The sequence below is a fragment of the Roseovarius lutimaris genome, from assembly GCF_900115165.1.
Lineage (GTDB): Bacteria > Pseudomonadota > Alphaproteobacteria > Rhodobacterales > Rhodobacteraceae > Roseovarius > Roseovarius lutimaris.
The window spans coordinates 1-26047 of the sequence record NZ_FOVP01000031.1 but is presented as its reverse complement, the minus strand read 5'-3'; the positions used below and the strand labels follow the sequence as shown (position 1 = coordinate 26047).

The 26047-nt window shown below is 55.0% G+C and carries 30 protein-coding genes; 6 read left to right on the top strand and 24 right to left on the bottom strand.

Annotated elements, in window-relative coordinates; translation table 11 throughout:
- Positions 1 to 187: integrase core domain-containing protein (locus BMZ91_RS19060; protein ID WP_143076401.1), on the top strand; the 187-nt coding region annotated here is incomplete at its 5' end.
- 565 nt (positions 188 to 752) lie between these two features.
- Here BMZ91_RS19060 and rpiB read toward each other — a convergent pair.
- The 23 genes from rpiB to BMZ91_RS18935 all read right to left on the bottom strand — a co-directional run bounded on the left by rpiB (position 753) and on the right by BMZ91_RS18935 (position 22375).
- Positions 753 to 1202, bottom strand: a complete 450-nt coding sequence (rpiB, locus tag BMZ91_RS19055; protein ID WP_092842185.1) for a ribose 5-phosphate isomerase B — start codon at positions 1200 to 1202, stop codon at positions 753 to 755.
- Positions 1203 to 1337: 135 nt separating this feature from the next.
- Entirely contained in the window at positions 1338 to 2120 is a 783-nt protein-coding gene (gene hypB / locus BMZ91_RS19050; RefSeq protein ID WP_218145695.1) for a hydrogenase nickel incorporation protein HypB, read from the bottom strand.
- A 44-nt stretch (positions 2121 to 2164) separates the two neighbouring features.
- Positions 2165 to 2407 carry a hydrogenase maturation nickel metallochaperone HypA gene (locus BMZ91_RS22120; protein ID WP_092842182.1) on the bottom strand — a complete coding sequence of 81 codons (243 nt, stop codon included), beginning with the start codon at positions 2405 to 2407 and terminating at the stop codon, positions 2165 to 2167.
- The gene (locus BMZ91_RS19040; RefSeq protein WP_218145694.1) at positions 2407 to 3192 is read right to left on the bottom strand and encodes a sulfite exporter TauE/SafE family protein; all 786 of its coding nucleotides are present in this window, start codon (positions 3190 to 3192) and stop codon (positions 2407 to 2409) included. Before BMZ91_RS19040 ends, BMZ91_RS22120 begins: the two co-directional genes overlap by 1 nt.
- Positions 3161 to 4207: a hydrogenase expression/formation protein HypE gene (gene hypE / locus BMZ91_RS19035; protein ID WP_092842178.1), complete on the bottom strand. Its 1047-nt coding sequence runs from the start codon at positions 4205 to 4207 to the stop codon at positions 3161 to 3163. The genes BMZ91_RS19040 and hypE overlap by 32 nt, the downstream gene beginning before the upstream one ends.
- Positions 4204 to 5343, bottom strand: coding sequence for a hydrogenase formation protein HypD (hypD, locus tag BMZ91_RS19030; RefSeq protein WP_092842176.1), 1140 nt, complete (start codon positions 5341 to 5343; stop codon positions 4204 to 4206). The genes hypE and hypD overlap by 4 nt, the downstream gene beginning before the upstream one ends.
- Positions 5340 to 5633 (bottom strand): HypC/HybG/HupF family hydrogenase formation chaperone, encoded by a 294-nt coding sequence (locus BMZ91_RS19025; protein WP_092842173.1) that lies wholly within the window; start codon positions 5631 to 5633, stop codon positions 5340 to 5342. The genes hypD and BMZ91_RS19025 overlap by 4 nt, the downstream gene beginning before the upstream one ends.
- Complete coding sequence (gene hypF, locus BMZ91_RS19020; protein ID WP_218145693.1) at positions 5624 to 7966, bottom strand: carbamoyltransferase HypF; 2343 nt, start codon at positions 7964 to 7966, stop codon at positions 5624 to 5626. Before hypF ends, BMZ91_RS19025 begins: the two co-directional genes overlap by 10 nt.
- Entirely contained in the window at positions 7966 to 9144 is a 1179-nt protein-coding gene (locus BMZ91_RS19015) for an NHL repeat-containing protein (RefSeq protein WP_092842170.1), read from the bottom strand. Before BMZ91_RS19015 ends, hypF begins: the two co-directional genes overlap by 1 nt.
- The gene (locus BMZ91_RS19010) at positions 9141 to 10010 is read right to left on the bottom strand and encodes a NifU family protein (RefSeq protein ID WP_092842168.1); all 870 of its coding nucleotides are present in this window, start codon (positions 10008 to 10010) and stop codon (positions 9141 to 9143) included. The genes BMZ91_RS19015 and BMZ91_RS19010 overlap by 4 nt, the downstream gene beginning before the upstream one ends.
- A gap of 3 nt (positions 10011 to 10013) precedes the next feature.
- Positions 10014 to 10235 (bottom strand): hypothetical protein, encoded by a 222-nt coding sequence (locus tag BMZ91_RS19005; RefSeq protein WP_092842166.1) that lies wholly within the window; start codon positions 10233 to 10235, stop codon positions 10014 to 10016.
- A gap of 221 nt (positions 10236 to 10456) precedes the next feature.
- Positions 10457 to 11458: a hypothetical protein gene (locus tag BMZ91_RS18995; protein WP_092842162.1), complete on the bottom strand. Its 1002-nt coding sequence runs from the start codon at positions 11456 to 11458 to the stop codon at positions 10457 to 10459.
- A gap of 126 nt (positions 11459 to 11584) precedes the next feature.
- Positions 11585 to 11884 carry a hypothetical protein gene (locus BMZ91_RS18990; RefSeq protein WP_092842195.1) on the bottom strand — a complete coding sequence of 100 codons (300 nt, stop codon included), beginning with the start codon at positions 11882 to 11884 and terminating at the stop codon, positions 11585 to 11587.
- Positions 11881 to 12354: a hydrogenase maturation protease gene (locus BMZ91_RS18985; RefSeq protein ID WP_092842191.1), complete on the bottom strand. Its 474-nt coding sequence runs from the start codon at positions 12352 to 12354 to the stop codon at positions 11881 to 11883. The genes BMZ91_RS18990 and BMZ91_RS18985 overlap by 4 nt, the downstream gene beginning before the upstream one ends.
- On the bottom strand, positions 12354 to 12665 hold the full coding sequence (locus BMZ91_RS18980; RefSeq protein ID WP_092842160.1) for a hypothetical protein: 312 nt from the start codon (positions 12663 to 12665) through the stop codon (positions 12354 to 12356). The genes BMZ91_RS18985 and BMZ91_RS18980 overlap by 1 nt, the downstream gene beginning before the upstream one ends.
- A gap of 10 nt (positions 12666 to 12675) precedes the next feature.
- Positions 12676 to 13062 (bottom strand): hypothetical protein, encoded by a 387-nt coding sequence (locus tag BMZ91_RS18975; RefSeq protein ID WP_218145691.1) that lies wholly within the window; start codon positions 13060 to 13062, stop codon positions 12676 to 12678.
- A gap of 66 nt (positions 13063 to 13128) precedes the next feature.
- Entirely contained in the window at positions 13129 to 14727 is a 1599-nt protein-coding gene (locus BMZ91_RS18970) for a nickel-dependent hydrogenase large subunit (protein WP_092842158.1), read from the bottom strand.
- A gap of 22 nt (positions 14728 to 14749) precedes the next feature.
- On the bottom strand, positions 14750 to 15712 hold the full coding sequence (locus tag BMZ91_RS18965; RefSeq protein WP_092842189.1) for an NADH-quinone oxidoreductase subunit B family protein: 963 nt from the start codon (positions 15710 to 15712) through the stop codon (positions 14750 to 14752).
- Between the two features lie 446 nt (positions 15713 to 16158).
- Positions 16159 to 17577: a sigma-54 dependent transcriptional regulator gene (locus tag BMZ91_RS18960; RefSeq protein ID WP_218145690.1), complete on the bottom strand. Its 1419-nt coding sequence runs from the start codon at positions 17575 to 17577 to the stop codon at positions 16159 to 16161.
- Between the two features lie 639 nt (positions 17578 to 18216).
- The gene (locus tag BMZ91_RS18955) at positions 18217 to 19560 is read right to left on the bottom strand and encodes a ferredoxin reductase family protein (protein ID WP_092842155.1); all 1344 of its coding nucleotides are present in this window, start codon (positions 19558 to 19560) and stop codon (positions 18217 to 18219) included.
- A 766-nt stretch (positions 19561 to 20326) separates the two neighbouring features.
- Positions 20327 to 21262 (bottom strand): mechanosensitive ion channel family protein, encoded by a 936-nt coding sequence (locus BMZ91_RS18945; RefSeq protein WP_092842151.1) that lies wholly within the window; start codon positions 21260 to 21262, stop codon positions 20327 to 20329.
- 146 nt (positions 21263 to 21408) lie between these two features.
- Positions 21409 to 21843, bottom strand: coding sequence for a nucleoside diphosphate kinase regulator (gene rnk, locus BMZ91_RS18940; protein WP_177193921.1), 435 nt, complete (start codon positions 21841 to 21843; stop codon positions 21409 to 21411).
- Positions 21844 to 21922: 79 nt separating this feature from the next.
- A complete protein-coding gene (locus tag BMZ91_RS18935) occupies positions 21923 to 22375 on the bottom strand; it encodes a hypothetical protein (RefSeq protein WP_143076400.1) in 453 nt (150 codons plus the stop codon).
- Between the two features lie 534 nt (positions 22376 to 22909).
- On the opposite strand from BMZ91_RS18935, the gene BMZ91_RS18925 reads away from it, so the two are divergent.
- The 5 genes from BMZ91_RS18925 (at position 22910) to BMZ91_RS18905 (ending at position 25615) form a co-directional block, all read left to right on the top strand.
- Positions 22910 to 23209 (top strand): DUF1127 domain-containing protein, encoded by a 300-nt coding sequence (locus tag BMZ91_RS18925; RefSeq protein WP_177193920.1) that lies wholly within the window; start codon positions 22910 to 22912, stop codon positions 23207 to 23209.
- Between the two features lie 115 nt (positions 23210 to 23324).
- A complete protein-coding gene (locus tag BMZ91_RS18920; protein WP_092842143.1) occupies positions 23325 to 23624 on the top strand; it encodes a hypothetical protein in 300 nt (99 codons plus the stop codon).
- A 17-nt stretch (positions 23625 to 23641) separates the two neighbouring features.
- Entirely contained in the window at positions 23642 to 24592 is a 951-nt protein-coding gene (locus tag BMZ91_RS18915) for a universal stress protein (RefSeq protein ID WP_092842141.1), read from the top strand.
- Between the two features lie 9 nt (positions 24593 to 24601).
- Positions 24602 to 25096 (top strand): Dps family protein, encoded by a 495-nt coding sequence (locus BMZ91_RS18910; protein ID WP_092842138.1) that lies wholly within the window; start codon positions 24602 to 24604, stop codon positions 25094 to 25096.
- Between the two features lie 96 nt (positions 25097 to 25192).
- Positions 25193 to 25615 (top strand): AAA family ATPase, encoded by a 423-nt coding sequence (locus tag BMZ91_RS18905; protein ID WP_092842136.1) that lies wholly within the window; start codon positions 25193 to 25195, stop codon positions 25613 to 25615.
- Positions 25616 to 25701: 86 nt separating this feature from the next.
- Here BMZ91_RS18905 and BMZ91_RS18900 read toward each other — a convergent pair whose 3' ends face one another.
- On the bottom strand, positions 25702 to 25881 hold the full coding sequence (locus BMZ91_RS18900; RefSeq protein WP_092842134.1) for a helix-turn-helix transcriptional regulator: 180 nt from the start codon (positions 25879 to 25881) through the stop codon (positions 25702 to 25704).
- Positions 25882 to 26047 lie beyond the last annotated feature (166 nt).

The following is a 26047-nucleotide window of genomic DNA, read 5'->3' as shown; positions in this document are numbered from 1 at the left end:
GCTGTGGCGGTCACTGAAATATGAATGCGTCTACCTCAACGCTTTTGAGACCGGCTCAGAAATGCGGGCGGGCATCGGTAAATGGCTGACCTACTACAACTCTGAGCGCCCCCATTCGACGCACGGGTTATTGACCCCCGATGAGGTATACGCCAACAAAACAGAACCAATGAGATTAGCAGCCTGAAGTGAAACCCTGATCCATCTTAACAAGGCTGCAAACTGGTCGAAAAAGCAGGACCACCTCTATGAGTGGAAAACCTTCCGAAGCCAAGTGTTAGACAACTTCAGGGTCGTCACGCACGAAAAATTTCGGGTTTTGGGGTAAGGGACGTATAAGAAAATCGTTCCCACGAAAAAATTGGATCTGGGCTACGTCCCACTCGTCACGTCCGGCGAACGCTTTCCTGTTTGTGATCCCGATTTAAGGCCTCGCTTTGATCCACGCCCGCATCACGATGAAACGTTCATACAAGGTATTCTTGAAAGCCTTGTTCGTGTCGAACATCAAGGTTACTTGGCCCTGCATTCAAGCGGTGCACCGGCACCACTCAAGATCTCAGCGGTCGGAAATGGGACTAAGAACAGTGCATGGATGGGCATCCGAAAACGCGTATTGCCTGCCCCGCTTGCGAAAGCACTGTTCAACGACCCTGCCTCAGGTGCCGCTATTTTGGCTGCGAATCGTTCTCTGGTTTAAGCATGAACTACACGGGTTTCTTTTACCGGTTATTGCGGCCGCAGAAGCGCCGCTACCCTTCCAGCGCTTCGATCATCCCGACCCGTGTCGCATGCCGGCCACCCTCGAAATTCGTAGTTAAGTATGCATCCACGATATCAAGAGCCAACCCTTCACCGACCACACGTACACCTAGCGAAATCATATTGGCATCGTTGTGTTGGCGGATCATGCGGGCCGAAAATGTGTCGCTGCACACACCACAGCGGATGCCTTTTACCTTGTTTGCGGCCATCATGATGCCTTGGCCAGTGCCACAAAGGATGATGCCGAGTCGACAATCACCGGTGGCGACTCGCTGAGCCGCTGCTTCACTATGCTTAGGATAATTTGTGCTTTCCTGCGTTGTCGGGCCTATATCGACTACTTCCCAGCCGAGTGCTGCAACATGAGTGCCAATGGATTGCCTCAGTTGAATGGCAGCGTGGTCGTTTGAAAGGACGATCCTATTGTTGGTAGTCACGAACAGTTGTTCCTATCTCTCAAGGTTTTTTGGCAACATGGTCGGGCTCGTGCCGTACGATTTACCCTTGCAAGTGATAGCTCGGCCTGAATTCTGCCTTAAGGCCAACCGCGCAGGCCACTGCTTCAGACCTCATCAGGCCTGCAATGCTCCTAGAGCTGCACACCATTCATCCATCCCTTCACCAGTTCGTGCGGATAGGCAGAGAATTTTTGCGCCGGGGTTAACCTGAAGGATGTTTTTGCGGCATGTTTCTTCATCAAAATCAACATGCGGAGCAAGGTCCATCTTGTTGATGACGACCCATTCTACTGCCCGGAACATATGCGGGTATTTTATCGGCTTGTCTTCACCTTCGGTGGTTGAGATCACCGCGATCTTCATTTTTTCGCCAAGGTCAAACATTGCAGGACAGACGAGGTTACCGACGTTTTCTATCATCATTATCGAACCGGGCTGTGGGTCCAGCGATCTGGCCGCAGCCGCGATCATGTCTGCCTCAAGATGACATCCCGCGCCGGTGTTGATCTGCAGAGCCCGCGCACCAGCCTGTTGAATGCGTTCCGCGTCGTTCGCTGTCATCTGGTCACCCTCAACGACAGTGATCTCAACTTCGTCCTTCATCTGGCGAATTGTGGATTCCAGAAGAGTTGTCTTGCCCGCCCCCGGAGACGACACGATATTCAAAGCGATAACGCCACGCCCTTGAAACCAACCTCTGTTTTGTGCTGCTATTTTGTCGTTCTTTCCCAAAACTGCCGCTTCAAGTGAGATTATTTCACCGCCAGGGCCATGCATATGCGGGACGTCGTCCCCTTCGTGGTGGTGGTCATCATGATCGTGGTCATGTTTATGACCGTGCCCATGGTCGACGCCATTCTTTAGCAGAGTTTTTACACCAGTTTCCGGGTTGGTCATCGAAACTTCGTTCGCCGGATCAGCGCAACCACATGTTCCACACATTATGCTTCCTCCATAAATTCTAATTCCCGTACAACGAACGTATCGCCGTCTGCATCTAAGAACCTCAGCCCTACACCAGCAATTCCGGTGCTTTCAGTGACAAGACCCCAACAGAATTCCAATGCGCCGCGTTCCACGCAGGCTAAGGGCCCGATGGCGACGCGCACTTCCTTAAGGGGCCGACCCTTGGCATTTTCCTGCGCTATTCCAGCAATGCTGCGGGCCAAGCCCAGTTCGTGCATTAGAAAAGCCCCCAAGCCATTGGACCAGTTTCAAGCAAAATTCCCGTGCCTATCGCAACCGCAATTGCTGCGATGGAAACCTGCACAACCGTATGCAAGCCTTTGGCGATTTTTGGGGCATTGATGATCGGCCATCCAACAATGACCGAAAGTATGGCCATGCCAAGTGCGGACCCAAGACCGATCAACGCCACATAACCAACCGCAACCCACGGATCGCCGGTTTTTGAAACCGCAAGAACGATAACACCTGCCGACCCTGCCGCCCCGTGCACCAAACCAACGGCGAAGGCTTTGAGCGGAGGGCGCGAGGCGTGTTTATGCTCGTGGGTGCTTTGCGAATGGTCGGCCACATCGGTTGCGTGGCTGTGGACATGCATATGGGGTGTGCTTCCGGCATGCTGATGCACATGAAAATGCAGTCGTTCTTTGCGGAACCGGTAAATGACCTGCAAGCCCAAAAAGATAAGCATGACACCGACAACAAATTCCAGCGCCGCCGCCGCCTCTGATGTTAGCACAACGCTGAACACGATAATGGCCACCGACAGTATCAGCAATGTCGCGGTATGCCCTAGCCCCCATGCAGCCCCGCGCAGGAACAACCGTTTCTTGTTATTGTTGGAAAGGGTCAGAATGGCCGCCATGTGGTCGGCTTCGAAAGCGTGAATGAACCCAACCAAGAGGCCAAGCAGCAAAAAGCCGTAGGCAGTTGAATCGTTCAGGAATGGCAGCGTTTCTAGAAAGTGCATATTAACAAATCCTCGGTAATTGTTCTCCGACAAGCATGTCGACGATACGCAACCCGCCAAAAACCGTTTTCATAACTACGGTTCTTGGATGTTGCTTTGTTGCCTTTCCGATGATGACTGCATCGCGCCCGGCCTCACACGTTTGCATCGCAGCCAGCGCAGCATTGGCTTGGTCCTCCGGCACGAAGACGACCAACGTTCCTTCGTTCGCCAGATACAAAGGATCCAGCCCGAGAATTTCGCAGACGCCTTTCACCTCAATGCGAAGCGGTAGCAATTCTTCGCCAATCTCGATCCCGACACCCGCCGCATCTGCAATTTCATTGAGCGCCGACGCCAATCCTCCTCGCGTGGCGTCCCTTGCCACCCTTGTGTCTGGAGCCGCGGCGAGAACGGCCTCCATCAACTGGTTGAGCGGTTGGCAATCTGATGGAATTTCGGTGTCTAACGCCATGTCTCCTCGGGCGGCGAGGATGGCCGCCCCATGGTCACCCAAGACACCATTTACAATCGCCACATCCCCCGGTTGAACAGTCTGGGCTAAAAGATTGCGGTCGGGCGCTATGACGCCAACACCGGATGTCGTGATAAAGACACCATCACCGGATCCTTTTCCGACAACTTTGGTATCGCCCGTCACGATCGACACACCCGCTTCTTTTGCCGCTTTTTGCATCGATGCGGCGATCCTACGGAGCGTCGCAATATCAACACCTTCCTCGATAATGAACGCTGCAGATAACCAAAGCGGCATAGCGCCACCAACGGCCAGATCGTTCACTGTCCCGCACACCGCGATCTTACCGATGTCTCCACCAGGAAATTCCATCGGAGATACCACGAAACTGTCAGTCGTAAATGCGAGCCTCGCGCCAGGAACCGTGATAGCCGCATCCATCAGACGCGCCTGATCCTCCATTCCCGGCGGACAGAATACCGAGGTAAACACGTCCTCGATCAGGTCACGCATTGCTTTGCCGCCACCGCCATGCGCCAGCGTTATTTTGTCGGCGACAACGCGTCGCGGCTGGCGGGCAACTTGGTTCATTCGACCGACTCCAACTCAAGACCACCATATTGGTAGTAGGCCGAGCAGGCCCCTTCGGAGCTAACCATCAAGGCACCCAACGGCATCTCTGGCGTGCAGCCTTTTCCAAATTGCGGGCAAGCATGGGGTTTAATGCGACCCGTCATGACATCACCGCACGCACAGCCTTCTTGTTCAGCGGTGAAGACAGTGTTGCGCCCATATCCGATATCAAATTTAACCTCTGCATCGAATGCCTTGTAGCGGTCACGAATGCGCAAACCGCTCGCATCGATTTCACCCAAACCGCGCCATTCAAAAGTCGGGCGTGGCTCGTACACCTCTTCACAGGCGGCGATTGAGACCGGGTTTCCGTCGTCTGGAACAATTCGGGAATATTGATTCTCGACTTCTGCACGACCATCGCGAATTTGTTCGAGAACCATCAAGACCGATTGCAGCAGATCCAAAGGCTCAAATCCGGCAACGACAATCGGTTTACCATAATCTCGCGCGATGAATTCGTAGGGTTTGATGCCAATTACCATCGAGACATGCCCCGGCCCCACAAATCCGTCCAATACCATATGTGGATCATCAAGCAGCGCCTTGATGGGCGGTGGAACCGTAATGTGATTGCAGAAAATGGTAAAATTGGTCAGCCCATCCGCATCCGCTTGAAGGATCGACAAAGCAGTCGACGGTGTCGTTGTTTCAAACCCCAGACCAAAAAAGACGACCTCGCGATCCGGATTGCGACGGGCAAGTTCCAAGGCATCAAGCGGCGAATAAACCATACGGATATCCGCACCATCGGCCTTAGCCTGCATCAAAGACTTTTTCGTGCCGGGTACACGCATGGCATCGCCAAACGTGGTAAATATGACATTCGGATTTTCCGCAATTTCAACACATTCATCGACTCGGCTCATCGGGAGCACGCACACCGGGCACCCCGGCCCATGAATGAATTCCAACCCCGGAGGAGTGAGTTTATCCAACCCATACCGGAAAATTGCGTGGGTATGACCACCACAGATTTCCATAATATGGATTGGGTTTTCTTTCGTCGCGCCCAGTTCATCAACAACTCGGGCAATGGCACCAAGAACCCCTTTGGCTTTGACGGGATCGCGAAATTCATCAGCATAGTTCATGATGTTTTCTCCAACATCGCGGCACTGGCCCGCATCGCTTCAATTTCCTCCTGGGCTTCGCCGAGCTGGCGTAGGACATCCAGCGTTAGCGCTGCTTCCTTTTCGTCAATCCTGCTCATGGCGAAACCGACATGAATGAGCGACCAAGTCCCGATCAGGTTCTCAAGTGGCTCGTCACCGACGATGCAGGCAATGTTGACCTCTCGCTTGACGCCGGAAATATCGACCATCGCCAGCTTTCGTGTCGCATCCGAAATTTCGACTATTTTTCCGGGAATCCCTAAGCACATATTTCGTCCTCCTCTTGTGTGTTCGCGAGAGCAATCACAGCTTGCCCGAGTGAAATACCGCCATCATTTGCGGGGTATTGGCTGTGGCTAAGCACCGTTAGGCCTTCTTCTTCCAACGCGTGGTGAACCAATTGAAAGAGTGTTGCGTTCTGAAAGCAGCCGCCCGACAGCGCGACGGTGTCAATCGTCGTATCTTTGGTCAGTCTCAGTGCCATCGCGACGATGGCATTGGCCAGACCCCGGTGGAACCGCGCCGACATAACGCCAATCGGCGTATCCAGAATCAAATCGCCAAGCATTGCGCGCCACACCGCAAGCGGCTCAATGTATGGGATGCCATCGCCATCCATTAACGGAATCGAGAACGGGTAAGCCAGATCAACAGGTTCATTTAGGGCATCGTGGTCCAAGGCCGCTTCAAACAAAATTGCGGCTTCGCCTTCATAGTTCTGGTTGCCCCAAGCGAGGCCAACAAGCGCAGCGGCTGCATCAAACAATCGGCCGCATGATGATGCCAAAGGTGCATTCGTCCCTGTGGAAATCATCGCATCCAAAGTATCTCTCGGCAAATCCATCAGGCGTTTGAAAATCTCAAGGTCAGAGAAATTCATCGAAAGCTCGCCCCAACCCATTTGGGCCATAAGATGCGCGTAGAGGTTTCGCCACGGCGCTTTGACCGCAGCAGCGCCGCCGGGCAGTGCCACAGGTTTCAAACATCCAACACGACGATATCCGGAATAATCACAGACCAGGAATTCGCCACCCCAGATCGTGCCGTCGTCACCCAATCCTGTACCATCAAGAGCGATTCCAAGCACCGGGTCTGCCGCCAATGGCCGCCCGTTTTCCGCAAGGCAGGATGCGATATGCGCGTGGTGATGTTGAATCTCGATCACCGGGCGGTCACCGGCCATTTCATAACCGCGTTGGGTCGATAAATATTGAGGATGCTGATCCACTGCGAGCAAGCTGGGGTTATGATCAAACAGGTTCTGGTAAAGCTCCAGGTTTCGCGCGACATCGGCATGCGTTGATGCATCTTCCAGATCGCCCATGTGCTGGGACACAATTGCACGGCCATTCTTGATCAAGCAAAAAGTGTTCTTTTGTTCTGCGCCCAGAGCTAGGAGTTCTAAGGTCTGCGAAAACCCTTCGGGAAGCGTAAGCGGCTGTGGCGCATACCCCCTTGCCCGTCGAAAAACACGTTCCCGATCCAGATCAACACGCACGACACTGTCATCAATACGGTTCGCGATATCGCGATTATGAAAGCACCCGAAGTCAGCGATACTCGCAAGACGGTCTCGTGCTTCCTGATTGCCAGTACATTGTGGCTGCCCCGAGGGATTACCGCTCGTCATGATGACAGGGCGCCCAATGCGGCGCAAAATCAGATGATAGAACGGCGTGTATGGCAGCATTACACCAAGTCGATCCAAGCCCGGCGCAATCTCATCTGGCAGAATATTGGCCCGCTTTTTCAACAGAACAATTGGAGCTTGCGGGCTCGACAACACTTTTGCTTCCGCTTCCGAGACTTCGCAATATTGCCGCACAACATCCAAGTCACGTGCCATCAATGCGAAAGCTTTTCCGTCGCGCAACTTGCGCCGCCGCAATTCCTTCACAGCTTCTGCGTTGGTTGCGTCACATGCAAGATGCACACCGCCAAGACCCCGTATCGCAACGATGTGGCCATTAAGGATCATGCCACCTGTGGCATCGACATCATCCAACATCGAAAACGCTTCGAGGTTTACTGTTCCGTTTCCGAGTTTTTCAATCCAAATATTGGGTCCACATCGGCCGCAAGCCACAGGTTGCGCATGAAAGCGGCGATCAGTGGGTTCCGTGTATTCTTCCGCGCATGGCTCACATAAATCAAACGGCGCCATCGTCGTTTTTGCGCGGTCATAGGGCGCCGACTTTACGATAGAAAATCGGGGGCCGCAGTTTGTACAGTTCGCAAAGGGATAACGATATCTGCGCTCAAAGGGGCTGCGAATTTCCGCCAAACAATCAGCACAGGTCGCCGCATCGGGCGTGACATTGCCGCGCATCTCACCTTCTTGCGAATTTGTTATACTGAATTCGTCTGGCGCGGGTTCTTGTAGGTGTTCAATACTCACCCGTTCAATGCGCGCCAGTGGTGGCAGCGCGTCGTTTAGCCGATCTGCAAAGCTTTCAACACCTTCTCCCCACAAACGAATGACAACACCCTCGCCGGTGTTTTTTACATCGCCAGTCAATCCCATTTCATGTGCAATGCGCCAAACAGTCGGGCGAAATCCGACGCCTTGCACCTGTCCTGAAACTGTGAGGCGCGCTCCCATCAATCCGCCACCTCCCAAATCAAAATGCGATTGTTGCCGCTATCCGCAACCGCGACCGTTGATCCAAGCGCCGACAAACCATAGGGCCAGCACACTGTATCGCGTTCTGCTATTCCCCAACGATTGTCACCTTTAGCCGCAAAATCCGGCTGTGCCGTCAACCGATCCGCATGCGCGGTCATCGACAAGTCTTCGAAGCCCAATATGCGCGAATTTGCCGTATCAGCGACAATCAGGCGTGCTTCATGTGTCGCAAGCGCATAGGGCATGTTCATCGCTTGGGATGTTGGATAATAGGACGCCATATTGTGGTCACACGCATTTTCATCAGCCTGCCCCAGTATCGAGTTTGGCGCAGCGCCGTTGCTCTCGGGGAATTTATCCCAAATCATCACGCGGTTGTTTCCGGCGTCTGCAACAGCAAGGCCACCACGCAACGCAACCGCCATATGCGGCCAACGCATCGAAAAGCCCGAGACCGCGCCGCCGCCATTTTCATCGCGACAAACAAAGTCCTTTTGCCCGAGCACAAGATCAGCAGGCTGCCCGGTTGACTGAGGATCATCCCAGACCAGAACGCGCCGGTTGCCGGTATCGCAAACGATTAGCCTGTTGCCATCTGACGAGACCCCGTACGGCCAATGCATCGTATCGGCCGCAGCATATGACAACCCGACATTCGCAAGCGAACTTTGCGCATCCGGTTGCCCCAAAATGATATCAGCGTGGTGATCCGGCCCGGTTGGTGTGTCTCGCCAGATCAAAACGCGATGGTTCCAAGGATCTGCTACTGCCAATCCACCGCGGAAGGCCGTAATACCGGTTGGTACATTCAACGTATTTGCCCCGACAGGGCCTTTCGCATTCCGGCCTTCACGACCAAATTCAGGTTGCCCGAGCAGAATATCAGCAGGCGTATCATCTTCGGTCGGCACGCTTTTCCAGCCTAAGATACGGTGATGACCCGTATCTGCGACCCACAGCGATCCGTCCGGGTGCAAACACACTCCGCGCGGGCCAAACATCAAATGAGCCGAGGGCGTAATTGATTGTACCAGCGCACCACCATCACTTCCAAGAATGACGCGCGCGCCTTCCGGTCTAAGCATTGGCGCGCCCGATGTATTGGTGCCTTGTGCCTTTACAGGGCTGAATGACTTTGAGAGGGAAACCTTCATGTCACTATCCTGACTTCTATATTCGGCCCCTTCACCCGCACCGCATGCGGGTGCAGTTGAACTTCTGGCGCGGTTAGGCATTCGCCACTTTCAAGCGCGTACTTAAAACCGTGGTGAGGACAAGTGATGATAGCTTCGGCGATTTCGCCTTGTGTCATTTCAAGCCCCATATGCGCACAGGCGTTTTTGAAACAACTCACTTTCTCTGCAAACCGCGTGATGATGACCGAATTGTCGTCAACATCAACGATGCGTGTTTCCCCGTCAGCAAGATCATCGAGGCGCATTGCAACAGACCACTCGTTAACGCCGTAATTCGCGAAGGGTGATGTGAATTGGACACCGTCGGCCCCGCCACCACCCAACCCTTTGGCCTGTTTTACTTCGGTGATTTCTGGAACCTGTTCCTGGATCGCCTTCTTTACACCTGCGTAGAACGTGAGTTGCGATGCAGGGCATCCGTCACAGGCCCCTAGAAACCGGATTTCCGCCCGATTTCCTTCAACAGACGCGACTTCGGCATCTCCGCCATGGCTTGCAAGGCTCGGACGTACAGTCTCGAGGGCCGCCTCGACCCGCTCGTAGAGCGAGGCTTTAAGAATTCCATGGCGACGCAGAACTGCATAGACCACCTCATCTTGTGCAGCGGCTCGCAGTGCAGAGCTAAACTCTGGCAAGTCTTTTAGCGCCCTGATCAGGCGTCGAAACGCTTCCTTATTGAGCGCATCAACGGCTTCAGCACGCGCATGGGCACCGTTACGCGCCGCCTCGTCCCAACCATCCGCCAGCATCTCAAGCGCATTGAGATCTCCGATCAATTGATCGAGTGACGGGGTGTCATTGGTATGATTTGACGCGTCCGGCATCTCTTATGCGTATTTCAGGTCTTTGAACAGGAACGGCTGTGCAAGACCGCTCACCGCTCCGGCGGCAATCGCGCCAACCCAGATTGGGGCAAACATACCGACAGCGACGCCAACAATAATGCCCAAGGTTGCGCCAAGCAGTATCTGCCGGATGACAGTCTTATTATCTTTGAAAAGTTTGCCCGCAAAAAACAGTTTTGCAGAATTCATTGCCATTCCAAGCATATCGCCCCCCCCCCTAAGTCAGAAGTAAGATGATTAAGGTAACAACGACGGCCAGGCTGCCAGTCAGGATTCCGTAGAGACCACCCATGTAAACGGCCAGCTCCGCGCCCAATGCGTCCTTACCTATACGTAACCCTGAGAGAGCGCCTCCGACGATGGACGCCAATAGCCCCGCTATAAGACCCAAGATTAATGTGACTATCATTCGATTGCTCCATATTTCATTGCAGACCACTCCGTTCCAAGATTGTTGACGGCCCAAGTGCCGCTGATAACTCGTCAATTGCTTCTTTGACGGCCGCAGCCTTGTCGACCACGCCCCTACTGACAAAGATTGTTTTGGCTTCCTCAAGCAGCCGGACAGCTTCGGCGAGGTTGCCAAAATTGCCACCGTCCGGGTTGCTCGGATCATCCGGCAAGTTCGACAGGCAGTTGGCCTTGTTCGCGATCGTGTTGGCATATTCCTCCGGCATGTCCTGCACAGTCCGAACTTTCAGCGCCTCATCGTATGCTTCGAGGGATCGGAAACCGTTCTCAATCCGGTGAGAGGAGGACACGTACTGGAGCGCATTGCCTAAGTTGTTTTGCAACATCGCATATTCATTTGGGTGGTCGATCAAATTGACGACGGTTAGCGCTTCTTCGAATGCCTGAACCGCTAAGGCTTCGCGCATCTTTCCTGATTGATCCGTGAATGGGATCGACAGAAATGCCGTCGCCAGATTGCTTTGTAAAATCGAGAATTCCTTGGGATAGTTCACCTTATCAAATGTCCGCAGTGAACGCTGATAGGCACTTATTGCTGGTTGAATCGGCAGCATGTGCATGCCGGCCAGTGTCTGGCAAATGAGGCCAAGGTTCATCTCAGCTTCTGCAATCTCGGCATCCGACCCTTCGGCCGTCAACGTCGCCAATGCAATTTCAATTTCCGATTTTGCCTCCTTGAGGTGTGTTGCATCTTCGGTGGGAACAGCCATCAAAGCCGTTGCCATCCGCGCGCGAATTCGCGCAACACCGAGCACCTCGCCCTTTGGGGCCAGATCCATGGCAAGTCTGTAAAGGTCAACCGCAGCAAAGATGTCCTCAACCCGCTCGGGCTTTTGCTGAAGACCCATTGCAATCTCCATCAGCATTTCTGCTTTTTCAGATTCGGTAGCGGCGGCCGTTTCGACCGCCTTCATGGCGGCCTGCACCTGCTGCTGCGCACGACTGACAGATGTCATGAAAACCCTCCCGATAGAATCGAAATGCCTCGATTTCTTGTTTGGAAAGATTGAAGCAGCGAATCAGTGAGTTGTCAACTTACTTAGTTTATTGTAAACTAAGTTTGCTATTTTGATTTTTGAAATTCAGTCAAGCTGGGCGCATAACGCGCCCTTTTCTGATTGCCACATGACTGGAAGGTTCCCGACCTTGTATCCCAGCATGTCTTGATCCTGAAAAACATCGCGCGCCTGAACCACTCGATCTCCGGCGGCATTCCTGACCTTCAATAGGCTACCCCCCGAGGTGGCCTGGTGAACCGGCATCACCATGAGTTCACCTTGCTGAATAAGCACGATGACGGCGTCGATATTCCTGAAATATGTGTCAACAAGTGCGTGCGGCAAATAGATCTTGCCGTCACGAATGGAAATTCCATCACTCACCGAGCACACCATTTCGCAATCATTTCCCTGACGCGGCCCTCCACGTTTTCCGCCGCAAGAACCACCTCAGCGCTCATTTCCAGCCCGAGCTTCAGACTGGCGGCCTCGATCAGAAAAACAGAGACCGATTTGGGAAAGTCATCGCCGTAGATACGCCGGCCCGCATACAAAGCGTGATCCCACCGAAAATCATGAAGGTTCAGGCTCTGCTTTGGTGGCGCCTCAAGGACTTCGCCCGGGACCTCGAATATCGCGCCCGGTGTGCCCTCAGGCATACGGGCATCTACGATGATAAGATGCGTCGCCCCCCGTGCGCGATACATGACAGACATTCCGTCAGTTCCGCCATCAAAGACCCTCGTATGATCGGGCAAACCGTTTTCGTGCAGCCGCGCGACGACATGAGGCCCGACGCCATCATCGCTTCGGTTTGGGTTGCCACATCCAATAACGACAACATCCGGCACCATCAGATGCGCCACAAGCGGCAAGACCATTCTGGCTCGACCGGCAGCATTAGCTCCGGCAACTCGCAGAATTTGGCATGGACTTGATAATACATGCAGGTTTCACAGGGTTGTTCAATCTCATCGGCCTCGACGGTGTAGTCCGTGAAACCGGCAACAATGAGCTTTTTCTCAAGATCGTCCGCAGCCTCGACTTGCAAACGGCCTACGATTTTGTTGACATCTGCACTTGTTTCGGCCCGTGGCCATGCCTCGGTCTTAAGCCCTGAGCTGAGTAACATTGCTATGTCTGCACGTGTGGTCTCCGTATCCATAGTGCCTCCTTCAGATCCGCCAAAGACGGCACCACCATTGAGGTTCTGCCGGGAGATCTAGTTCCGGCAGGTCGCACCACCGTTTGTGAACCAGATAATACATACACTCCTGACATCGCATTTGGTCTTCACCATATGGTTCAAGCAACCAGCCTGAGATATCCAGTTTCTCGCGCAGCTGATCTGCATTTAAAGGGCGTAACTCATCAAGAAGGGCGCCAAATTCCCGGTCGGTTTCCGGGAACGGTTCCACTTGAGTTTTCAGGCCATTTGCAAATTGATCTTCGATCATCTGCAGGAGAATGTCATGGCTCGCATCTGCGGGAGTCACACCAAACTTGTCCAGGTAAGCTTGCCGCTCCGCTTCGCTCAGTTCTTTATTTATATGATCAGACATAGGCCTCCCTCCCCTGTCGCAGGTCAAATGGCCAGCAAAATTTGCTCTCGCTGGCCAAAATTGACGTCACGCGGTTCGAAAGCGGGCAAGTTCTTCACCGGTTTTTCCATCATGTGCATGCACCGTACACACAAGGCAACTATCATAGGAACGACATACGTGCCCCACTTCAACCGGGTCGGCGCTGTTCTTGATCGGAGTTCCTATTAGAGCTTCTTCAATCGGGCCCCTGACACCATCGGACGTGCGCGGCCCGACATTCCATGTCGTCGGAGCGATGATCTGATAGTTGGCAATTTTGCCATCCTTTACATCAATCCAGTGGCACAGAGCGCCGCGAATTGCTTCTGTTGCGCCCCATCCTTGGCCGTCTCTTTCGGTCGGCTTGATGTACCATTCGTCGTTCAACTTGAACTCGCGTAGATTGCGTTCGGCTTCACGATAAAGAATGCACAATTCGTGCATACGGGCGAAGTGGCGCAGCATTGTGGAGGCTCCACCCATCTTGCGATACATGTCCAAAACCAACCCATCTTTGTGCTGGAAATCATGGCCTGTATCGTTGCCGGCAATCAAGCGACGCGCCAACGGGCCGGCTTCAAGGCGCCCCTCGTCAGCATGCGAAACCGCTGTTGACCAAGAATACTTGCCTTCAAAGTCAACTGTGTTTTTCGCTGTCGGATTAGTTGTGCGATCAAACGGATGAACTGCACCGCTCTCATCGTACCAGGCATGCTGCGTATCTTCGCGTACGAATGACTGATTCATCGGGCCGAACGTATCCGTGGCACCATCATATACCCCCGACTTCATGATAACCGCGTCAGCACGACCATCGATTGTAGGGTTCTGGTATTTGTCTTCATGCGGCAGGTAACCCCAAGTCGTGAACTTACCATGACCTTTGCCATACTTATCCAAGCCGATGTCTTTGGACATACGCCAGAAAAGACCCAAGTCTGAATTGGCGTGTTCAGGCTTCTCATCAAGCCAGGCTTCAAACTGCTCAAGCGTTTGAATTTCCTCATACCGCTCCATCGAACAACCCAACCACAGGCTTTCGATCCAGTTCTGACGGAAATGCTCAAGGATCGACCACGCTCGGGTGATATCGGTCAAGGTTGGCGAACACATCACGCCACCCGGAACCATAAAGGACGAGTGCGGCCATTGCCCCCCTAGAAGCGCGTAGATTTCAACGGGTCGGCCCGAAATCGTCACGCCGGCCTCGTAAGATGTCCCGGTGAATGGCGAATACCGCTTTACCGCTTCTTCATAGAACGGGCTCATCGCGTAGTTCTCGTTGGTATAGTCAATCATCCACAAACCGTAATGATGACGCGGCAAGGATTGCAGTGATTCAACGATCTGACCCAGGTTTCTGGCCAAGATAGCGTTGCGCGGGACGGTCGTCCCCCAAGCCGTATCCAGCGCCCAAGCAGCACAAGTAAGATGCGAAGCTCCACAAATGCCGCAGGCACGCGGCGTTACAACCAACCCCGCCTGAGGGTCCTTGTCTTTTAGGATCACTTCAAAGCCACGGAACATTTCCGCGTGCGTCCAAGCGTTGGTAACAACGCCATTTTCGATATCGACCCGGACATCCAGATCGCCCTCGACACGGCCAACTGGCGAAATGTCGAGTGTTTCCACTGTTGCAGACATAGTTATTCCTCCCAAATCGCAGTTAAACTACGAAAATATCTTCTTCGGCCCATGCAGGAGCCGCGCCCTTGGCAGCAGCTGTGAGCTTGATGTAACCCTTCTTATCCACGCCTTCGGGCATGTCCTTGGGAACGCCCATAACGGTTTGCGTTTTAAAGACTGTTCCGGGCGCGAGATCGAAAAACGGAAATTCTGGTTCCGTACAACCAAGGCACGGCATACCCGCCCGCGTTTTCGAAGAATGACGGTTCCACAAAATCCGGTTACATGGGCTATGCGTCATAGGCCCTCGGCACCCGAGATCATAGAACAGGCAGCCCTTGCGTTGACCAAATGCGGTCGTGGACACCTTGTAGGCAAAGTGCATGTTTCGCGTGCAACCCGTTTGAGTGAAAGAAGAGAAGAACGTCTTTGGACGGTGGAATTCATCAAGCGTCAGATCACCCGCCCTGCCTGTCGCGACAGCAACTAGAATCTGGGTAACCCAATCCGGGTGCGCCGGGCAGCCAGGAATGTTGATAACAGGAAGACCAGACTTAGCGGTAAAGCCTTCACCAAGTGCGCCGCCCTTGTCTCGCTTCAAGAACTGTAGACCCACACTCTCGGATGGGTTTGGTGCGGTCGCCGGTATGCCACCGTACGTGGCGCAATCACCAATCGCGACGACGAAATCGGCCACTTCGCAAAGCTCTTTGACCCAATCTTTCATCGGGCGACCACAGAACCGGTTCCATTCGCCAGTTCCGTTGGGTGCGTTGATCACCGTTCCCTCGAACACGAATATGTCGAGCTTGATCTCGCCAGAAATGCACTTTTCGACAATTTCCTTTACTTGGTCCCCTAGCTCCAACCCGAGAGACGGTTGCCACAGGACATTGATTCCGAAATCCGTAACCAGATCGCAGGCGCTAGGTTCTTCGGCGTTCAGGAAAGACATTGTGTTGCCAGAACACGCGCCCCCTTGAAGCCACAAAAGATTAGCCATTTTCGTTTCCTCCCTAAGTGTCTTGAACGTCGCACCGCGCTGAATTTGCACGACAATAGGCACATGCTTGATGCCTGCGCTGTCTCACTTAGGGTGATCCGTGCGCCACATTATTTCAAATCAAGTCTGGGAGCTGTGCGTCAGTTTTCCTGAAACAATGTGCAAACTGTAAACATAGTTTCATGCTCAACTGCAAACTAAGTTTGCGCCAAACCGCATTATCCACGGCGACTGCACACGGGGCATTCAACTTCGAAAAAGTAGGTGTACCAAATGCCTTTGCAGGTTTTGCACCAATGACCCTTGGCACCCGTGCCATGTGTGTTTGCCTCACGTGAAAGCTTGGCCAACCCCAAATTTCGCGGTTTGGATGAGTTTTTTGAAAGCCCTGATTTTGAGAAAGGAAATTTGACCAGTTTGGCGTCTCTCTCATGATCAGTCATTTTCTACCCCTTGCGCAACCCATACCGCTTGATCTTATTTGCCAGCCCAACGCGCGATATCCCCAGTTCGTCAGCAACCTTACTCTGGTTCCAATGGCATGCCGTCAACGATTGGGTCAAAATCGCTTGTTCCAGGCTCTCAACCTTTTCCTTCAAGGTCGCCCCTGACGGCATGAAATCAGTGCTTTCATCGTTCGGAGTAGGCGCATTGGAAATCTTCTCCGACAGGTGACGCAACGCAATATACCCTCCTTGCTCTGCAACGGCGACCAGTCGCTGAACTTCGGTCTCCAGTTCACGCACATTGCCAGGGAACGGAAAGTTTTCGAGCTTGTTAAGCACTTCGGTTGTGACACCAAGAACGCGTCGGCCAACGACCCCAGCATATTTTTCCACGAAGAAATTTGTCAGGACAGGTATATCTTCCTTTCGGTCCTTCAGCGCCGGAAGTTCAAGTTGGAAACCCTTGAGACGATAATAGAGATCACGCCTGAATTGCCCCTTCTCAACCATTTCTTCAATCGAACGATTGGACGCGGCAATGATGCGGACATCGCTATTCAGGGTTTTGTCGGACCCAAGCGGCTTTACTTCGCCCTCTTGCAAGAACCGCAGCAGCGCGACCTGAAACTGGGGGGACACTTCTGAGACTTCATCAAGAAACACAGTTCCGCCATCCGCCGCACGAAACAATCCAAGTCTGTCAGCAATCGCGCCAGGGAATCCTCCACGGACATGCCCAAACAGCTCGGAATAAAGCGCATCATCAGACACGCCACCGCAGTTCTGACTGTGCATTGGTGAGTTTGCGCGGTTTGAATTGAAGTGAATGGCGCGCGCCAAAAGCTCTTTGCCTGTACCCGTCGCGCCACGAATTAGCACGGGCATGTCCGTTGTGGCGGCAACCTTTGCTTCGGCAACAACTTCTGCCATCTTTGAACTGGCATATACCAATCGCTCAAACCGAGACACACCGCCTTGAACCGACCCGCTTTCGGTTTTGCCAAACATGTCCTCATCCAGGGACAGCTTTAACTCTCGACTCAGGAGCCGATGTCGACGCGACAATTCAGCATGTTCCAGCGCTCGCTTAACCGCCATCCGAATTTGCTTTTCCGCAAGTGGTTTGATCAAATAGAGGTAGGATGCAGTATCCTCACAGACCCGCGCCCCATCGGCCATCTCCGCATTGCTGCACACAACGATACGAGAACAGGCGGCATGAGAGAGCCGGGACTGAGTAAGCGCATTGTCCGGCCCAAAGTTCTTGGGATCGAGATCGTAGAAGATGAGATCAATTTTTAACTCATCCAACCGGCTTGACGCGGATTTATCATCCTCGCAATAAATCAGCCGGTATCCGTCAAGTTCACTTAACGCAGTAGACGCGGCTTGAATGACACTCGTGTCTGTTGATTTCACCAAAACTGTTTGAGTATGGGACAAATTTCCAGTTTCCAGCTTGTAGGACGGTTAGCCATCAACCTCCTTTCGCAAAGTTACTTTGCATAAAGATAACCAAACTTGCAATAGCATTCAGTTGCTCGCAATAATCCGGGCGTTCAATCAGCTTGATTCGAAAGGCGGTCGATGCGAAGTCAAACAGCGCTCCAGCAATCTGGGCTCAGGTTTTGGATAAAGAATGCCCGTTTCGCCCGCGACTGAGTCCCAAGCCTTCTTTGCTTTCTTTGAATCCGGAGGTTCTTTGTGCTGCCCGTAACAGCCTTCGGGCCCAATCAGGCCGCTACCCTGCATCGAGAGGTGGTTCGGTTTTCGGAAGCACTCCGTTTTGTCTCGTCTGCGAGTTCGATCAGGCCCTGATTTCGAGTTTGCAGCGAACGGCAGCAATACGGGCTGCAATCGCAGCATACGAGCACCATGCACAATGACCAGAATGGGCCGGTCACGTAGCTTCTGCCCTCGACATGAGGGACAGTTTGCTGTCGTTCGTTGCGCGGTACATCAACATCCGCTCTTTACAAAAGCTATCTCTCGATTGGGGAACTTTCGGTCACCTGATCGCGCTTACAGCCCAAGCAGGCAAGACAGGCCGTCGAATTGTCAGCGCATCTGGAACAGTTCTTGATGGAACCGCTCTTTGACGGGCCAGCCCTGTGCCGCGAAATCCTTTTTCAGCGTCGTGCCGAAACCTGCCGGACCGCAGAACCACATGCTTGCTTCTTGCCAACCCGGCACCGCGTCGCGAATGCGTTCTCCGGTCAAGCGGCCATCTCTCGAAGTAATTACGAGATGCAGGCGCACATTGGCGTCGGCTGCCGTCTGGGTCAGCATTTCGAGGGCGTCTTCATCCACCTCCGCAGTTGAGTGAAACAAATCGATGGTCTTTTCGGTGCGCGCCTCTTCCGTTTGGGCAAGGTGCTTCATCTTGGCGATGAAGGGCGTGATGCCAATGCCACCGCCTATCCAGATTTGCCTTCGACAGTCGTCCTCGAAGGTGAAACAGCCATAGGGGCCTTCGATTTGCACGCTTTGGCCTTCGTGCAACAGATCGGCCAGGCGCGAGGTATGATCGCCAAGCGCCTTGGTGATGAAGGTGATGCGCGGCTCCTCGGGCCTCCAGGCAGAGGCTATGGTATAGGGATGCGCGCCCTCGGACTTGTTTGACATGGCAAAGGCGAATTGGCCGGGTTTGTGGCCGGGCCAGCCAGGCGCCATATCGATCACGCCTTCCAAGGCTTGCACGCCGGGATACCGGTGTAGCTTGGCAATGGTGCCCTGCACACGTCTTGACGCACCGATGCACCCCACAAGCGATACCAAGGCCGCCCACGTCCCACCGGCCAGAAAAAACGCCAGCACGGCGCCGAGTGGCGTCAGCCAATAGTCGAATTTGGTCAGGATGATTGTGTGGAACACCAGCGCCAGATAGGCCAGCGGCAACAGACGGTGTGATTTACGGAACCAATGATAAGGGATACGCGACAGCAGCGCGATCACGATCAGCGCGACAGCCGCGTAGAATGCCCATTCACCAACGGCCTCGGCTGCGTGCCTATAGTCATGAAAAAAAGCTTCGATCGGGTTTTCGATGGGCGCTTTGGCGCCGCGTTCGGGACGGGTTATCACCCCCCAGCCCACCGCCCATTTCGGCGCCTTTATCCAGAGCCAGTGCGTAACGGATACCACCAATGCCCCGATCCCCAGCCATTTGTGCAGCCGATAGGACTTGTCCAGCCCGCCCAGCCAACGCTCGGGTCGAAGGGGCCGCAGCGCCAGCATCATTGCAACGCTCATGCACCCTATGGCGATGATGCCGGTGTACTGCCGCATGAACCCGCGCCATTCCCAAAGGCCCACCGCGCGAAAGACGCCTGGGTCGACAGCGATCCACGTCACGGTCAGTAAGGCCAGGCCGCCCCAGAAGGCCAGCTTGATGGTACGCATTGTATTTCCTTCTCATTTCCGCGCCCGAGATCGGGCATCGACAGGTTTTCAGAAATCTGTTTCCAACTGGCTCGCAGATGACATGTGATGGCGGCGCATCATCAGGTACCACGTTGTCAAAGCAGTATTCTCTCCATCCATTTCGCTCATTTGCCTTGATACACATCAAACCGGCGGGGGACGAATGGCAGCAATGCGAAAGCTGCATAGCAGCGATAGATGATCTGGCCAAAGTCCGGTCCGGGCCGTGAGTGATATAGGCGTCACCTGCGGCAAAAGGGCTGGCATTGCGGACATTCGCCGCGCCTGCAATATCAATATAGACAACAACACGAAAGCGGACGCACGGAGCCTTTCATTGAGTTTTGCCTTCTGATGGGTGCGCGTCATGATCAGCTCCGACGACAAGGTGTCGCAGAAAATTATCATAGTGGTGGCATGCAATTCTAAACCGATCCGAACGACCATCTGCGAAGGGCCTGCACCCAATTTGCCAATTGCCAGTCCGATCCGGTCACGCGCTGCCAGGGTGGTCTGATCCGAGAACGGCGTGACATCCTCTCGTTTCGCGCCATCTCCGGGCAGACCGAGAACACGCGCCACCTGCATCTGCGCGCGAAACGCGTCTGCGGCCTATGTGGCGGGTATCAGAACCGCGATGGCCTGTGGAAGTTGGCCGATCGCGGCGAGATATGGTTTTCGTGTCATGGCTATGGCTCCAGCAGTCTGCGGGATCGTCGATCGACGCGCGCGCGGTGGACATCGATCAGTCGAGCGAAAGACCGGGCTGCGCCAGCGGCACTGCGGCGGCATCTTCCTCCGGGTCCGTTACAGCGCTGACCAGCTGTATTCTGCGGTATGGGGCGATGCTTCCGGCGCGGCGGAGTGCGTCGTCGATCAGGCTGTAGACTTCATCGCGGCAATCCACGGCACGCTCGAACCGAGGCACCCAGTATCGCACCGTGTAGCTGATGCCGCCTTCTTCATAGGACCGCACGCGGATATCGGGTGCCGGATCCTGCTGGATCGTCTTACCCTGTCGCAAGGCCTCCAACATGATCTTCCGCGCATTTCCAATCGCGAGAACATGGTCGAGCGTGATGTTAAGCTGCGCGCGAAAGTCTCGTTTGGGTGCGGAAAAGTTCGTTATGCGCTGGCGCGAGATCTGACTGTTGGGCAAGATCATGTAGGTGCCATCGACCGTGAGCAACCGTGTCGTACGCCAGCCGATCTCGATGGCCTTGCCCTGTGCCAGTGTATCGATGTCAATCCAGTCACCGATCCGGAACGGCGCCTCTATGGCAAGCGCGATACCGGACAACGTATCCGCGACAACATTGCGGATCGCGAAACCCAATAGCGCAAGAATGATCGTAGACCCCGCCAAAGCACCAAATGCACCCTGGCCCGTGTACAGCGACGCGATCGCCACAAAGGCCGCCAGAAACAGAATTGCCGTAATCAGGTCACTCAGCAAACGAGGATAGCGCCGCTTCCCGCCCAACTGATCCAGAATCATTGCCACCATGCGGCTCGCCACCCATGCGGTCGTCAAGTAGATGGCAGCCGTCAGCAGCAGCGAAAAGCCGTCATTATCCGCTAAATATTCGGGAAGTTCAGCTTGATACCAAGCAAGACTGATGCTGACAGATAGCGCCACGGCGGGGAGGAAAAGGCGACGCATGTGTCTTTTGATATTCATATGGGCTTCCAAATTGACTTAGTACAGTCACGTCAAAGAACGATAGCGCCCGCACCAATTGATACCATTGATGCAGGCTATGCTGGGCCGGTTCGCATTGGTGCCGCTCGGCGCAGGTCTTCATTATCGATTGCTTTGTTTCATTATCAATCGCCTGAACTGGGCGCTTCCACCCGGATCACCGACAGTGTCTTGCGCTGACCCGCGCGCGTATCCCAATGAAAGACGGCGCCTTCGGCCAAACCCAGAAGCGCGACACCGATCGGTGTTACAAGCGAAACGCGTTGCTGCGCGATGTCGGCGTCCTCGGGATAGGTCAGCGTCACTGTCCGCTCGGCACCGGTGGTTTCATCTCGGTAGGTCACTGTGCTGCCGATTGCTACGACGTTCGACGGCATTCTGGCGGGTTTGACGATCCGGGCGCGCCCGATCTCATCCATCAAGCGGTCGGCCAGCGCGGGATTGCGCTCGATTGCCCCCTCGGCCAGCGCTTCGATATGCGCCAGATCATCGGCATTGATGACAATTTTCGGGGCACGCGGCCTGCGTCTGGGTGTACTTTTGGTCATTTCGGTGATCATTTTCGGTTTCCTTCTTGAAAAACGGACGTAAGGCGCGGGGTTTGCATACTGCCGACTACGTTCATGCTTTGGTTCGGGGTCAAATCGGCTGCGAAACGGCAAGGACCCTCAACGACTTGATCGACCCGTTTTCGAGCAACAGCGGGGCCCGGTGCCCGACCGTCATGCCAATCAGCGTGGCACCAAGCAGCGAGGCCACCGGGATCACATTGATACCGGACGCCGATCTGGCGCGATGGGCCATAAGGCCAGTCTGTTCCGGCCCTCGGTCCACTGAATAAGTCACGCATGAGCCTCCGATCACCTGATCGCAGGCGTAGAAGTTGCTTAACGGGTCGGTCATCATGATCTTGTCGCGCAGCACATAGGTCAGCAGGCTCCAGGCTGGGTGTTTGGATTTCTCGCATTCTTCCAGATGACGCTGAAGCTGCTGGTAATCGGTGGCGGGCAATGCCATTCCAATGCGCGGTTGCGTACCGATATGGAATTGGTTGTTGGTGTCAGACGAACAGGGGGCGTGGAGTCCGGCCATGATCTCTCCTCGGGCGACATTGTCGCCGCTTGTTGAATTCAGGAATGTGAGGAGACCCCGGGAGGTTCAGGAGGCGCGCACGCGCCTATACCGCCCGGGGAAGCGGGCGGTTCAGCAGAAGAAATCGGAAATGATCTGCGTGTACCATCATGCCTGTAAGATAGGCACCCGATGCGTCTGCGTCAATCTCATAACCATTTATTGCAGGGTCAGAGCGCGACCCAGGCGCTTTCTGGCCATAAAGTCGCAGCTCTGCCCACAGGCTTGAAAGCCAAACCCGGACAGGCCATCTATGTGCCATGTCGATGATCATGCTCCATACGAGGTTCCTGCTTTTCGCAGGAAATCTGCTGAACCGCCGGTAACCCCGGGCGGGGCTGGCTGATTTGTCGGCCTACGCCACGGGGCTTCATTCGATCTTCCCTTGATCACACCTAAAGACAAAGGCGTTTGCGTCGCCCGTTCACCCTTTGCGGACTCCCGCAGGCTGTCCGGCTGATGGGGCGCGTTTGTCGTGGTTTCAACAGTCTCGACATGGAGAACGACATGCATCCTTATCTGGCACAGCGTAACTACCTCGCATCTTCGCATCCGGGCGCACGGGCATCTCACAACTGCTCAAAGGACGGCGGCGGCATTCGCAAATGGTTGCGGGCCGCTTATCGGAGCTGGCAGCGGAAAAAGATGATCGCTGCTTTTCACTCACTGGACGACGCAACCCTGCGCGATATCGGGATCTCCCGCGGCGAGATCCACAGTATCGTCGATGGTTTTGACGATAAAGAAATGAGCATGGTTCCCGTCATCGCTACGGACGACGCCCGCAAATGGTAGCGACCGCGCGTATCGTCCCATGACGTGACCCTCGCGCATGATGTTCCCGTGTTGCCGGGTTTCGGCGGCACGGCACGACTGCGTTCAGTTCTGTTTCTGAGAAAGGACCCGTGAGATGATGATTTGCAACGCCGACTTCGACGAATTGTTTCCCGACCTGTTCCCTCCCGAACATGTCCCCGCCGTGGAGCCGATAGCTAAGGCACCGAGCGCCGAATGCATTGCCCACTGGGAGGATGATGGCGGAGGGCACTTGCCGCCTGCACTGCCGGTTCGGTTCGCACCCGTTCGCCACCCCGCATTCGGCTACGACATTGAGCGGATGGTCATGGCCGGGGCCATCGCCGCAACGGCACCTGTGGTCGCCACCTACGCGGCGGCCGGCGCCATGCTTTGGCCCGCTATCCCCGATTGATAGGAGGAGGACACACCATGAAACCCATTCGCATCTTTGCGGCGATAGACCGGTTCCCGGAAGATGACGCTGTCCTGTTGCGCGGTATCAAGGTCGCGACCCGTCACAGCGTGGCGCTGACCATCGTACATGTCATTGATCTGCCGGATCACGCGGCCTCTGCGGCCCGGATCAGCACCTCGCGCGGTCAGGCGGAATTTGCCGCCCATGACCGGATCGAAGCGGCGCTACATCAGCACGGTATCGATCCGGTCGGGGTCGAGATACGTGTCGAGACCGGCAACCCGGCCGAGCGGCTGGTCGAGATATGCAACGATCTCAAGCCGATGCTTGTCGTCATGCGGGCGCACCACCAGCCTTGGATCGTAAGGAAGCTGCTTGGCTCGACCACCGAGAATGTGGTGGCCGCAGTCCACGCGCCAGTATTGATTGTCAGACCGACTATCGACAAACCCTACGACCGTGTGCTTCTGGCGGTTGATGGTCCTGAAACTGCACCCCCGGCGCTGTCCCTTGTCTCGGCTTTGCTGCCGGACGCCAAGGTGCATATGGTTCAGGCCGTCGCGCTTGCGCCACAGCTCAAACAGGCGATGTTGCGCGTCGGACTGGCGCGGAGCGATCTGACAACGCATCACGACATGCTTGTGCAGGATGCCGAAGCGCGAGTGGGATCGCTGGCCGCCGGGTTGCGGCCGCGCGCGACGTGGCAGGTGCTGCGTGGCGATGCGGCGAAAGAGCTTGCCCGCGCAACCCACGCGCCCGATGTCGACCTGATCGCGCTTGGCCCCAACCGGTCCGGCCTGCTCACGGGTGTTTTCATCGGAAGCGTCATGCGGCGGCTGTTGCGCGATGCGGATTGCGACGTGCTGATCGGCCGCCCGCTTGGCACCGGCATGCCCAATGTCATCGCGCGGCGCGATCCGACGGCTGCGCAATCTGCCAACACCTTAAGACCACTCGAAATATAGGAGACTAAAATGACGACCACTTTGCAAAAAGCCTCGAAAAGCCGGATCGCCAAGACCGATGTGCTCGACGTTCCGTCGGTGGCCGAAGCCTTGGCCGAGGTTCTGACCGACACCTACCGGCTCGTCCTGAAATCCCACACCTATCATTGGAACGTGACCGGTCCGTTGTTCTTCTCGATCCACGAAATGATCGAGGCGCAGTATTCCGACATGTTCGCCGCCGCGGATATGCTGGCCGAGCGTATCCGCGCTCTGTGCAAGCCTGCTCTGGTCAGCCTCGCCGGTTTGACCGCGGGCCAGGGCGGACAGAATCCGGACGTCAGCCTGAGCGCTAAAGACATGGTGCGCGATCTACAGGAGGACCATGAAACGCTCGCGCAACGGATGCGCGCGCTTGTCCTGACCGCCGAGGCCGCGGGTGATCCGGTGACCGCTGATCTTGCCACCGAACGCGCCGCGTTCCACGAAAGAGCTGCCTGGACGCTCCGCGCGACGGCGACCTGAGGCACAAAGAACGGGCCCGGGTAAAAGGTCCGGCTTCGCGACACGACCCTCGCATAACCTGTCAGCAGATCAGCCCCGGCACAGCGCCGGGGCGTATTGCATTGCTCCTCACCTGCACCCACCCCTGCGGAGACACGACAATCCGACCTTATCCCGATCCTTGCCACATCATATTCTGACTGTCAGAAGCACGGGCATCAAGGCGATATGCTTGCTGCGCTGGACAGGGCCTTCGCAGAGGCAAAAGAGGCCGCTCCTGCGGTGCTCTTCATCGACGAGTTGGATAGCGTCTCGCAAAGAGACGCGCGAGAATTCAACGCGACCTACATGCGCGGTGTCGTGAATGGGTTGCTTGAGCAAATCAACAAGGCCAAGGACGTCGAAGGATTGATCCTGCTTGGCGCCACAAATTACGTGGACGCTGTCGATTCCGCGGTAATCCGCAGTGGCCGCTTCGATCTCAAGCTCCATCTGCCCTATCCGGACAAGGGAGGGTTGGAGGCAAGTCTGCCGGGCTGAACGTGGCTCTGCAAATCGCATGAAAATCCAAGCCCCTCCCGGCGCGCTGAGCGCCGGGAGGGGCTTTGCAGATGATCTGCCTTTGGTCAGGCTTCCGGGCGGGCGGCCAACCATTCCGAGATGGTACTGCCGTGCCATCCTATGAGGCGGTCGGTCAATTTGACTGGGGCCGGAAATGTGCCCGCATTGACCTGTCTGTAAATTGTCGAGCGGCTGAGCCTGGTAATATCCTGAACGTCTTTTTGTCTTAATATTCTGTCTGTCATTTATGTCCTCTTTTTATTTTTATGAGACATGATTAACAGGACGTCATTAAACTCAGGTTTACGTTTTGTTCAGGTTTTTCCGCTTACATATGCGGCCCAGGCGTTCATGTAAGGCGCGCGCTTCATGACGTATGCCGTGCGATTGTAGGTATCGATCGCGGCATCC

Excerpts from the sequence above, each read along its gene's own strand:
- BMZ91_RS18915 (WP_092842141.1), top strand. The coding sequence starts at position 23,642 with ATGAAACCCATTCGCATCTTTGCGGCGATAGACCGGTTCCCGGAAGAT.
- BMZ91_RS18965 (WP_092842189.1), bottom strand. The coding sequence starts at position 15,712 with ATGGCTAATCTTTTGTGGCTTCAAGGGGGCGCGTGTTCTGGCAACACA.
- BMZ91_RS18900 (WP_092842134.1), bottom strand. The coding sequence starts at position 25,881 with ATGACAGACAGAATATTAAGACAAAAAGACGTTCAGGATATTACCAGG.
- hypB (WP_218145695.1), bottom strand. The coding sequence starts at position 2,120 with ATGACCAACCCGGAAACTGGTGTAAAAACTCTGCTAAAGAATGGCGTC.
- BMZ91_RS18935 (WP_143076400.1), bottom strand. The coding sequence starts at position 22,375 with ATGGCCGGACTCCACGCCCCCTGTTCGTCTGACACCAACAACCAATTC.
- BMZ91_RS18980 (WP_092842160.1), bottom strand. The coding sequence starts at position 12,665 with ATGGATACGGAGACCACACGTGCAGACATAGCAATGTTACTCAGCTCA.
- hypD (WP_092842176.1), bottom strand. The coding sequence starts at position 5,343 with ATGAACTATGCTGATGAATTTCGCGATCCCGTCAAAGCCAAAGGGGTT.
- BMZ91_RS18955 (WP_092842155.1), bottom strand. The coding sequence starts at position 19,560 with ATGCGTACCATCAAGCTGGCCTTCTGGGGCGGCCTGGCCTTACTGACC.
- hypE (WP_092842178.1), bottom strand. The coding sequence starts at position 4,207 with ATGAACCAAGTTGCCCGCCAGCCGCGACGCGTTGTCGCCGACAAAATA.
- BMZ91_RS18985 (WP_092842191.1), bottom strand. The coding sequence starts at position 12,354 with ATGGTGCCGGATGTTGTCGTTATTGGATGTGGCAACCCAAACCGAAGC.
- BMZ91_RS18975 (WP_218145691.1), bottom strand. The coding sequence starts at position 13,062 with ATGTCTGATCATATAAATAAAGAACTGAGCGAAGCGGAGCGGCAAGCT.
- BMZ91_RS22120 (WP_092842182.1), bottom strand. The coding sequence starts at position 2,407 with ATGCACGAACTGGGCTTGGCCCGCAGCATTGCTGGAATAGCGCAGGAA.
- BMZ91_RS18970 (WP_092842158.1), bottom strand. The coding sequence starts at position 14,727 with ATGTCTGCAACAGTGGAAACACTCGACATTTCGCCAGTTGGCCGTGTC.
- rnk (WP_177193921.1), bottom strand. The coding sequence starts at position 21,843 with ATGATCACCGAAATGACCAAAAGTACACCCAGACGCAGGCCGCGTGCC.
- BMZ91_RS18920 (WP_092842143.1), top strand. The coding sequence starts at position 23,325 with ATGATGATTTGCAACGCCGACTTCGACGAATTGTTTCCCGACCTGTTC.
- BMZ91_RS19025 (WP_092842173.1), bottom strand. The coding sequence starts at position 5,633 with ATGTGCTTAGGGATTCCCGGAAAAATAGTCGAAATTTCGGATGCGACA.
- BMZ91_RS18995 (WP_092842162.1), bottom strand. The coding sequence starts at position 11,458 with ATGACATCTGTCAGTCGTGCGCAGCAGCAGGTGCAGGCCGCCATGAAG.
- BMZ91_RS19015 (WP_092842170.1), bottom strand. The coding sequence starts at position 9,144 with ATGAAGGTTTCCCTCTCAAAGTCATTCAGCCCTGTAAAGGCACAAGGC.
- BMZ91_RS18925 (WP_177193920.1), top strand. The coding sequence starts at position 22,910 with ATGGAGAACGACATGCATCCTTATCTGGCACAGCGTAACTACCTCGCA.
- hypF (WP_218145693.1), bottom strand. The coding sequence starts at position 7,966 with ATGGGAGCGCGCCTCACAGTTTCAGGACAGGTGCAAGGCGTCGGATTT.
- BMZ91_RS19005 (WP_092842166.1), bottom strand. The coding sequence starts at position 10,235 with ATGCTTGGAATGGCAATGAATTCTGCAAAACTGTTTTTTGCGGGCAAA.
- BMZ91_RS18945 (WP_092842151.1), bottom strand. The coding sequence starts at position 21,262 with ATGAATATCAAAAGACACATGCGTCGCCTTTTCCTCCCCGCCGTGGCG.
- BMZ91_RS19010 (WP_092842168.1), bottom strand. The coding sequence starts at position 10,010 with ATGCCGGACGCGTCAAATCATACCAATGACACCCCGTCACTCGATCAA.
- BMZ91_RS18910 (WP_092842138.1), top strand. The coding sequence starts at position 24,602 with ATGACGACCACTTTGCAAAAAGCCTCGAAAAGCCGGATCGCCAAGACC.